Origin of the sequence: Paenibacillus apii (genome assembly GCF_011043685.1) — a bacterium.
Lineage (GTDB): Bacteria > Bacillota > Bacilli > Paenibacillales > Paenibacillaceae > Paenibacillus_AQ > Paenibacillus_AQ sabinae.
Genome location: NZ_JAAKGU010000014.1, coordinates 158,635 through 168,526, shown reverse-complemented (window position 1 = coordinate 168,526; position 9,892 = coordinate 158,635). Strand labels below are relative to the sequence as shown.

The window sequence follows — 9,892 nt, the reverse complement described above, 5'->3', positions numbered from 1 at the left end:
GTAGGACTGTCCGAAGAATATAGTTAAAGTCTAACCTTCGAGATTAAGCTATTTGGCAGTATAGTATTGTTTTATTAACGAGAAAGTTTGGCGAAAACTGTAATTCGCATCAGTACTTTCTTTCGCCGATCAACTTGAACATGAACAAAGGCAAGTTACAGCCCTCGGGGACTTTTATTGACAGATAACTCCTCTTTTAATTAAAGTGATGAAAGAATGGTGCTTATTAATGATATAAAGGATAATTGAAATGAAAGATTTTCTTGATTATATAAAACAAAAAGTTGTAATTAAAAAAGCGATATATTTCATGCTCTCGATGGGCATGGCTTATTATGAAGTGCCCCAGAAGGAGGATTTTCTTAAAGCTACCGGCTATAAGGATATCATTAATCCAGCTTTAGATGAAATTCAGCAGTCAATGGAGCTGCACGACATAGCCAGAGAAGATTTTGCAAAATATCTATGGGATATCGAGCCCTACCTTGCTTATTTGCTGGTTGAAACCAAGATACCTACCGATCTAGTTATATTAAGTTTGTTAGATAAAGAACTCGATATATATGACATCTTTACTATTCCACTTGAAGCCCTTCCGGAAGCTGCAGATCCTAAATACGGCATTGTGCTACTTGATGATAAAAGCTCTGCTAATCACCAGGGAGTCTTTTTTGGAAATAATTTTTATTATTATAACCCACTTTATAGAGCGAGAAGAGATGCAAAAACACCGCCGTACCTTATACATCTTCTCACTGAACAAATGAAAAATAAGAATTCTGTTTCCTTACGGTTAGACCAAACAATTAGTCTTGCAAAAGAACATTATAAACCATTCATGCGTGAATTTTCTGAGGTGTACCAAGGAAGAGAAATTAATCTCGATGAAATTCAATTCCCCCTTCACCCCGGAAACAGCGAATTCTTTTGTGTTTATAATCCGGAAACTATGAAGAAAATTCAATTTAGGATCTCTCATCGAAAGGATTCTGAACACTGGATTGAGGTTGAGGAGTTATGGGATATTCAAGGGAATGAAGAACAGGAATTGTTTAGAACACGATATTTGCATTCCATCTTTAACCCTCAGACAAATACATTTGTTCACGTCGATGGATCGTTCAATTTTTATAATAACGATAACTATAAAATAAGGGTAAAGCAGCAAATAAATGCTCACGCGAATTTACATATTAAACAATGGCTTGTTGAAGGTGAAATCAGTGTAATAGATTGGGGACAAATGATTTTACACTTTTTCAATGACCCTAATTTGATTCTTGATGCCTTTAAAGGGAACCTGATTGAAGAGGTCTTTGGAGAAAATCCAATTGAATAAAAAATAGCATTAGTGCCATCTTGCTGAGGATAGGTATATCCATTACACAACGGAAAACTTTACTTTCATACTTCCAACAACAAGGCTGCCGCGGATCTTCATGGTAGCCTTTGATACGTTAACGGGCAGGGCAAATGACGGAGTTGGTGTTTGTAAAATCTCTGACCACATTTACGGGCGAAGTATTAACGGATTATCCTTTGATTTCGATAAAAGAGAATAACAAATACATCTTTTCGATCTATCCTCAATATCATTTCGTCATGTTCCCAGACTCTATCTTAAGAGATGAGAACGTCAACATCCTGGAGGATGTCTCATACACGAACAGCATTCACAAGATCTATGTAACTAGGATGAAAGTGTATCCTCTGGTAAGAGGACGGAGAATTTACTTTTGATCATATTTTATCGGATACTCCTCAAGCACTATGGAATCGGACTCACAAACAATCGGGAATTTCTGAAGACTTCTTCATGCAGTATTTTTCAGATAGAGAAACCGGATATGCGATTCAAATTAAGGAATATCGGGAATATCAGAACCCTGTTCAACCTGATGAGGTTTTTGAGCATTTCGTAGCCCCGCAGTCGTATCGCTATGTTGCAGATGAGGAATGGAAGGAACTTCAGTTAGTGTTGTAATGTTTAATGACCAAGGGCTTCAGCCAAGGAATTCTTACGGCTGGGGCTTTTATTTTTTTTGAACATATCTCGATAAATCAATGTGAATAGTTAGCCGGCATTGCTGTTGGAAACACTGATATGGAGTGGGTAAGGCCAGTAACTGATCAAACAAAACGAAGCGGGAGTGTGGCTTTTAATGAAGCAAGGGGCAGGTAAGCTTGAGGATATTTTGATAAAAGTCACTATTGTTATGTTACTTGGTTTTGGTGCAGGGATGATTAGTATTCGTAATTGGATAACAGCAATTGAGGCGATTGGTATCGGTACGTTAATGTTAGTGATTTACTTAATGGGCAGAAAGATAGATGGATTCATGAAGGATGATGATGAGCTTTAGGAAGTTGTCTGCGCCGTTTGCATCAAAGATATATATTTTAAAATTAGTGAGGAGGGTCTGCCAACAAATATCTAAAAAATGATAAATGAATAAAATATTTTATAAGAGATATAATTGTGATAGAAGAATCTATGAAGGAGTTGTTCTATGGGAATGAATAAACACTTGCTGAGAAATGGATGTGCGAGAGTGACCACGCGAGGCATTATTTTCAAGGGAGCTAGATTTACATGCTCAAGAGCAATTAGAAATCGGTGGTTCGAAAAGGCTGCGTTTGAGAAAGAGTGGCGGGTAAGGATTGTATATATTTTCAACAAGGAATTGTCAGCAATTTATATAGTCGCAAGTAATGGCGACTTGGAAAAGTGTAATCGAATAGATGATAGCAAGAGACCTTCAGACGTTAAACTTCAGCTTTACTTTCAGAGCATTTAGAAACTTAAAGCATTAAGAAAAATGCAAAATAACGATGCGTTTATCATAAACCAAGATAAGCAAAGGTGGGAAGATGGAAGAGTTAATTGAAGATGTCGAACAAATTATCAATGTATACAGGCTGAGCATCGAAAGAGAAAAAAAGTACTATAATTACCCGTTCAAAAACAATCCGGATCATTACTACAAACTTATGATGCTGCAGAAGACATTAGAGATTTGGATAATCTGTCTGGAGAAAATCTTGAGGTACAGAAAACATTGATGGGGACCGGTAGAGCCAAGTAGGAGCAAGAAGTTCACTAGTAGGATTAAAATCGAGAGGAACTGCGTGCCCGGGTTTGTGACTCCATGTACTCTTGACGCGATGTTGATCTATATGAAGCGTTTAGAGAGTAGAGTTGAACAACTGGAAGGCATCTCTAACTAGAGGGAGGTTCGAAATATCATGTCTCCCCCTAGTCGTTAGCTCCTTTTTGCAATGGTTCTATCGAAGAGCACCATTTCTACGATGGCCATCAAGAGGTGAAAATGAAACTTGAGAATGGAGATGGAACGATGATTTTTAAGATTACAGAAGAGATGCTTTAGAAAATACAAGATCGGGATTCATGCAAACCCGTTGACAGTACAGGTGCTAAATTCGCTTATACCTTCGTTCCTACTGGACTTGGGCTAATCATCGAGATGCAATGTGATATATGCAAAAGGGTACTGGATCTAACAGAAGATTGGTGATGAGCTGGCAGCACCTTAAAACAGCTGAGAATCCTGATCCGTATTGGTCAGAGAAATAAGCGGTTCTTCTATAACCCCGCAAGCATCTTCGTTGCTTCTGGTAAGAATGGCTTCAATGATGGTGGCGATCAGTTTCTTATCTTTAAGGGCAATTTCATTACCCTCTACAGTCAGTGAAATACCAGAGCTTAACAATTTAAGGAGATCCCATGTCGATCCTTTCACAAAAGAATAGTCAATTGCAGGCATCAAGGAGATTTGCCCAAATGGGTCCCGAAAATGTGGTTCGGGAAAATTGCTTAACCCAAGCAAGTAGTCGGCCGAAACCTCAAAGGCATTAGCTAATGCGGTAATTTGCTCTGGGTCTGGATTACCTTTGTTGCGTTCCCAATTAGAAATAACGTGTTTCGTTGTGTCGATTTTCCCGGCGAGTTCTTCTTGAGTCCACCCTCTAGATATACGCGAGGTTTTAATTCTTTCTCCTAATATTAACATATATCCCCCTACCCATAATCTGCTGCTTACCTGAATACAAAACTGAACAGTAAAGTGAACACTTTACTTAATGGTAACATAATACTTTGAAGTTGTAAATTAATTGACTAAATGGTGTTGACAAGTCAATTAATTATCGTCTATCATCAAAGTCAATTATAATTCGTTTTATTTACTGGTATTGTAAATAATAAATCTATTTATCAATGGAGGAATTGTTCATGTCGAAAAGACGTCGGCGCACTACAGCAGCAACGATTGAAAGGTGGATTAAGGAAGGGCGTGGTAGGAGGCATTTTGAGGAATATAAGCCTTGGTTAACCATTCATGATGTTCCATCCCATGGGGTTGTAACGAGAGTTCGGGGTTGGAAGAGCACCCAACAACGCTCGTAAGTTGTTGGGTGCTTTTTGTAGGGTTTAGCTTTCTACGTTCGTTATCAAGCACTGCTTACGTCATTAAAGTTACATATGGTGTCGCTTTTAAAAGAGAACACTTATCCATTCGTTTTTTTGAAATAAAAAAACGTCTATTGTGTCATGAAACATTACATGCGTTATTGACACGATAAAATAATTAAAATAAAATAAGGATCATTAAGGAACGTGTTCCTTTATGGGAGGGCTATATGAGTTTTAAATCTAGAGTGGCGATTATTGGGCCAGAAGATTTAGTTGTCGAATGTTTTAAATTTGAAAATTCTTTCCCAAATCTTTTATTCCTGGCGTGCATTTATGAAGAAGAAGAAGAAATTACCGATATTGTGCAGCGTATGCGAAATGAAGTGGATTTATTGTTTTTTGCTGGCGTGATCCCATATTACAAGGTTAAAGAAATGCCGGAACTAGAGATAATGCCTGCAGTGTATATTCCATATAATGGATCCGGCGTTTTGAAGGCCATAATTGAAACACAACGGTTAATGAATAATGCTCTTACTAGCATTGATACAGTTGATAAAGAATTAATCATTGAAACATACAAGGAAATCGGAATGGATCCGCCTGAATACATTCTTGAATTTGATGACTCCAGCAAACTGGAAGGGCTTATTGATTATCACACGAATCTTTTCCGCTCAGGCCGTATTCACATTGCCATTACAAGTATGGGTCACTGCTACAAGGAACTTATTGAATTAGGTATTCCAGCAGTCAGAATTAAACCTTTACATGCCTCTATTCGTGAAACGTTTGTACGTGCTCAACTCATTTGTGAAAATATACAAAGCAAGAATAACTATCTAGCAGTCGGTTCAATTTCAATAGGTGGATTAGAAGAATGGAGATCTACCAAAAGCGTATTGGATGAGCAAGAACTAAATTTGAAAGTAGAACAAGCAGTGTTTAAATTTGTGAAAACAATCGATGGACAATATGTTCGAACGGCACCAGGTGAATTTTTATTCTTTACAACTCGCAGTTTTATCTATCGATCAACATCAGATATGAAAAACGCGCCTGACTTCTTTCAATCCCTTAAGCTTCCTGAGGGCCTGTATTTGAGCATGGGAGTAGGGTTCGGTCTTACAACTAATCTAGCTGCAGAAGCCGCGCGTGCAGCTTTGACTAAGTCAAAAGAAGTTATTAGTAACACCTGTTTTGTCGTTAATGAGGAGCATCAGCTTTTAGGCCCGCTAGGAAGCTTTGAGTTGGAGGAACAATCAATGCGGAATACGGACGAGGGATTGGATCGCCTATCGTCTGAGCTGGGTATCAACAAAATTGTCTTGGACAAATTACTTCAGGCTGTTAAGGAATTAAAGGGTCAATTTACTGCGAATGAGATCGCGCCTTTGATAGGAATAACGGTAAAAAGTGCTCAGCGGTTGATACGCAATTTAGAACAAGCACAACATATCAAGATTGTTGGGCAGGAAGCCTTGTGGAAGAGGGGGAAGCCTAGAAGAGTATATAGCTTCAATGAAGAAATTATGCAGTTGCAAACAGACCTTTTTAGGGGGAACTAAGATGAAAGTCATTGTGGGTCAAATCTCACACGAAACCAATACTTTCTCCAGTGTAACGGCAGATCTGGAGAAGTTCTACCTTGGCGAGTGGGAGATCGGGAGGGAAGTTATCCGCCATCATACCGGTGTTCGAGATTATTTAGGTGGTATGATCGCAGGAGCAGAATTAAATGGAATCGAATTGATTCCTACGATAAATGCAATGGCGTTTCCTTCAGGAAAAGTTACCTCAGAGGCATACGTTACCATAAAAAAACTTGTTATTTCAACAATTAAATCGGCAGAAGCATACGATGCCATTTGTCTTGCGCTTCATGGTGCTGGCGTAGTTGAAGATATTGAAGATTTGGAAGGAGACTTATTGTATAGCATCCGGCAAGAGATTGGCTATGAGACTCCGATTATCGTAACGCTGGATCTCCATGCAAATATCACCTCTCTGATGGTCGAAGAAGCCAGCGTGATGCTCTCTGTAAAACAATATCCACATACTGATTCTTATGACATCGGGTTCGAAGCTATGCGAACAGTATACCGTATCATACAAGGCGAAATCCAGCCTGTCACATATATGAAAAAATTGCCGCTACTTATTCCAACATCGACGACTTATGTTAATCCGGCTAGGATGATCAATGAGTATTGCGAAGCATTGGGAAATACATTAGGCATTCTGGATGTGTCATTTGTTCATGGTTTTCCATATGCAGATATTTATGCAGCGGGTGTTTCTGTTATATGTACAACTGAGAACCCAAATGAGCTTTTAGCAAACCAAACTTTAGAAGCAGCCAGCGAACGTATTTTACAGCTTCAGCACGAGTTTTTTCCGGAACTCCCTTTTCCAGAGAGAGGAATCGAACAGGCTTTAGAAAGCGATGTTTTTCCTGTCGTTATTAATGAAACTTCTGATAATCCGGGCGCAGGAACACCAGGCGACGGCACATATTTACTGAGTGCCATGATTAAAGCTAACATCCCATTTTCTTGTTTTGGAGTGATCAATGATCCGGAAGTTGTTGAAGTTGCTCATCGTAACGGTGTAGGCAGTACGATTGATGTGCTGTTGGGTGGGAAAACAGATGATTTTCATGGGGAATCACTCCGAGTGCAAGCATCTGTTAAATCTTTAACAGATGGCCGCTTTATCCAATCTTCACCGATGTGGCAGGGGTTAAAGCGTAGTGTTGGTCGATCAGTTAGACTTTTGGTCGGTCAGATTGATGTTATCGTCTGTTCGGTAAGTGCACAAGTTTTCGATGAGCAAATTTTTTTGTTGCATGGCATCGATGTCCGGGAATATCGAATCATTGGGATAAAATCCAGTCATCATTTTCGTGCGAGTTTTGCCAATCTTGCTGCACACATTATCACAGTTGATTCGCCTGGCCTTAGTACAAATCAATTCCATACTTTCACCTATTCAAAAATACGCCGACCTATAGTACCACTCGAGGTTCAAGATGAAGTTTCGTTAATCCAGCCTATAAAATAGGAGGCAGAGGGATGTTAACAAGAGAGAGTAACGCAGCTATTGAAGCCTTGGTTGAGAAATTTAGCGGCAATATTTCTGTCCGTTTTAAAGATATTCACAATCAAACTGATTATTGTTTGGAGAGTGGTACGGTTCGCCCAACTGCAAGCACAATTAAGCTGTATATACTTGGTGCTATGATGGAACAGGCTCAGCAGGGCATGTGTAAACTGTCGGATCGAATTACGGTGAAGTCAGAGGTTCAGGTCGGTGGTTCGGGGGTGCTTAAAGATTTGCTTCCTGGTATAGAATTGACAATATGTGATATCGCCACATTGATGATTGTGTTCAGTGATAATACAGCAACCAATATGATGATCGACCTGATAGGAGGAATTGAGGCGGTAAATAAACACATAAAAAATCAGGGTCTACAAAATTCTGAGCTGCGCAACCGGATTAACTTTATGGAAATTGGGGACGATATTAGACGCCTCGGCGTGTCGACTGCAGACGACTTCATAATATATCTTGAGAAGTTGGCTTGTGGATATATCTTCGATGAGGATTATACGCGAGCAACACTTAATATTCTTAGCAAACAGCATTATTTAGATCTATTTCCCCGGTACTTAGATCACAATCCATATGCTACTGACCTCAACATGGAGCAGGGTGTGAAAATAATGAATAAAACAGGTTTTTTTCCCGGCGTGCGATGCGATGTTGGACTGATTGAACTAGTAGGTAAACATTATGCTTATGCTGTTTTAAGTGATAATTGTGCCGATCTTTCCTTTCATATGGAAAATGAGGCTTCCATGCTAATCGGGAAGATCGGCAGAATACTGTATGACTCCATAGAAAAAGATCATACCTGAAGGAATAGGAGGGAGTGATGAGTCCAATGCCATTATTAGAAATTCGCAACATATCAAAGGTGTATGGATCTACTACTGTTCTTTCCGACGTAACGTTTACTTTAGAACGTGGGGAAACCGTAGCGGTCATTGGTCAGAATGGCGCGGGCAAATCTACATTTTCTAAAATTGTTGCCGGTGTTGTAGAACCGACGGAGGGGGAGATTTATGTCGATGGTGAAATGGTCTCGCTGTATCCGCCTCGGAATGCCTTAAAACATGGTATTGCATTTATTCCACAGGAGCTTGCTTATGTACCGGAATTAACAGTAGCCGAAAATGTAATGTTAGGCCGATGGCCTAAAAAGAACGGGCGCGTTTCGCATCGCGAAATGGTGCGTCAAACCATGGAACAAGCACAACACTTCGGTATTCAAATTGATGTTGAAAAGAAAATGTCCCAACTTAAGCTTGCGGATAAGCAGTTAGTAGAGATATTAAAGGCATTGAGTAAACGTGCTCGAATCATTTTGCTGGACGAACCAACAGCATCACTTACAGATAATGAAAGCAAAAATTTATTTCGAATGGTAGGGCGTCTGGCTCGGGAAGAAGATGTCGGAATTATCTATGTTTCGCATCGAATGGATGAAGTATTCCAGTTTAGCGATCGTGTCGATGTTTTTCGTAATGGCCGTCATGTTGCATCGGAACCAACTAGGGGAAGCGATCATGAAACTTTAATTTACCATATGCTTGGTCATAAAAAAGAAAATCTTGATTCTATTGCATCCAGATCTAACAGAGGGCGTAAATGCGTTGTGGAACTTTGCAATTGGTCTAACAACGGAATACCCACAATCAGCAATTTAAATCTGAGTGTTCATGAAGGTGAAATCGTTGGTTTATTTGGGGTTAGGGGGTGCGGAGCAGAGACCATTGCAGAGGGGGTTGTTGGATTAAACACAGATATTTCTGGCGAGCTAGTATTTGAGGGTAACACCAGATTGTTATTCAAATCTCCGCGAGAGGCGCAAAATGCAGGAATTGCTTATGTACCCCCTGACCGAAAAAAGCAAGGTCTCGTCCTTAATTTATCTGTTCAAACTAATACGACACTGCTTGTGTTGAGAAAAATGTTAAATCGGTTGAGGATGCTGGATTTTCGTAAAGAACGAAAGCTTACTCAGAATCTATCCGCTCGCTTCAACTTAAAGTACCAGGGATTATGGCAATCTGTTGGAGAACTGAGTGGAGGGAACCAGCAAAAAGTCCTGCTTTCAAGTCGCCTTGCCTTAGCACCAAAGCTGCTCGTGCTGCAAGAGCCAACAAGAGGCGTTGATATAGGAGCACGCTTAGAGATTCACAGGGAACTGCGCGCCATTGCAAATGAAGGGACCGCAACCTTAGTTGTAACCTCGGATATCGAAGAGGCCATTATTTTATGCGACCGACTGATGATAATGAGGGATGGACAAGTAATGGGAGAACTAAGTGGTGAGACAAAAACCCAACAAGAGGCACTTCGGCTTGCGTCTGGAGGCGCTTAGAGAGGAGA

General features: G+C 39.9%; 8 protein-coding genes. 7 read left to right on the top strand and 1 reads right to left on the bottom strand.

Annotated features, from left to right (window positions below; translation table 11 throughout):
* Positions 1-250 precede the first annotated feature (250 nt).
* From G5B47_RS23040 to G5B47_RS23030, 3 genes are all read left to right on the top strand, one after another.
* Positions 251-1,339: a hypothetical protein gene (locus G5B47_RS23040; RefSeq protein WP_165103396.1), complete on the top strand. Its 1,089-nt coding sequence runs from the start codon at positions 251-253 to the stop codon at positions 1,337-1,339.
* A gap of 477 nt (positions 1,340-1,816) precedes the next feature.
* A complete protein-coding gene (locus G5B47_RS25410) occupies positions 1,817-1,984 on the top strand; it encodes a hypothetical protein (RefSeq protein WP_206107500.1) in 168 nt (55 codons plus the stop codon).
* A 178-nt stretch (positions 1,985-2,162) separates the two neighbouring features.
* The gene (locus tag G5B47_RS23030) at positions 2,163-2,363 is read left to right on the top strand and encodes a hypothetical protein (protein ID WP_165103393.1); all 201 of its coding nucleotides are present in this window, start codon (positions 2,163-2,165) and stop codon (positions 2,361-2,363) included.
* 1,188 nt (positions 2,364-3,551) lie between these two features.
* Here G5B47_RS23030 and G5B47_RS23025 read toward each other — a convergent pair.
* A complete protein-coding gene (locus G5B47_RS23025) occupies positions 3,552-4,031 on the bottom strand; it encodes a helix-turn-helix domain-containing protein (RefSeq protein WP_165103390.1) in 480 nt (159 codons plus the stop codon).
* 628 nt (positions 4,032-4,659) lie between these two features.
* On the opposite strand from G5B47_RS23025, the gene G5B47_RS23020 reads away from it, so the two are divergent.
* Genes G5B47_RS23020 through G5B47_RS23005 form a run of 4 tightly spaced genes read left to right on the top strand, consistent with a single transcriptional unit; the run spans position 4,660 to position 9,884 of the window.
* Complete coding sequence (locus tag G5B47_RS23020; RefSeq protein ID WP_165103387.1) at positions 4,660-6,000, top strand: helix-turn-helix domain-containing protein; 1,341 nt, start codon at positions 4,660-4,662, stop codon at positions 5,998-6,000.
* A gap of 1 nt (position 6,001) precedes the next feature.
* Positions 6,002-7,495 carry a M81 family metallopeptidase gene (locus G5B47_RS23015; protein ID WP_165103384.1) on the top strand — a complete coding sequence of 498 codons (1,494 nt, stop codon included), beginning with the start codon at positions 6,002-6,004 and terminating at the stop codon, positions 7,493-7,495.
* A gap of 11 nt (positions 7,496-7,506) precedes the next feature.
* On the top strand, positions 7,507-8,355 hold the full coding sequence (locus G5B47_RS23010; RefSeq protein ID WP_165103381.1) for a serine hydrolase: 849 nt from the start codon (positions 7,507-7,509) through the stop codon (positions 8,353-8,355).
* Positions 8,356-8,372: 17 nt separating this feature from the next.
* Positions 8,373-9,884, top strand: a complete 1,512-nt coding sequence (locus tag G5B47_RS23005; protein ID WP_165103378.1) for a sugar ABC transporter ATP-binding protein — start codon at positions 8,373-8,375, stop codon at positions 9,882-9,884.
* The last annotated feature ends 8 nt before the right edge of the window (positions 9,885-9,892 follow it).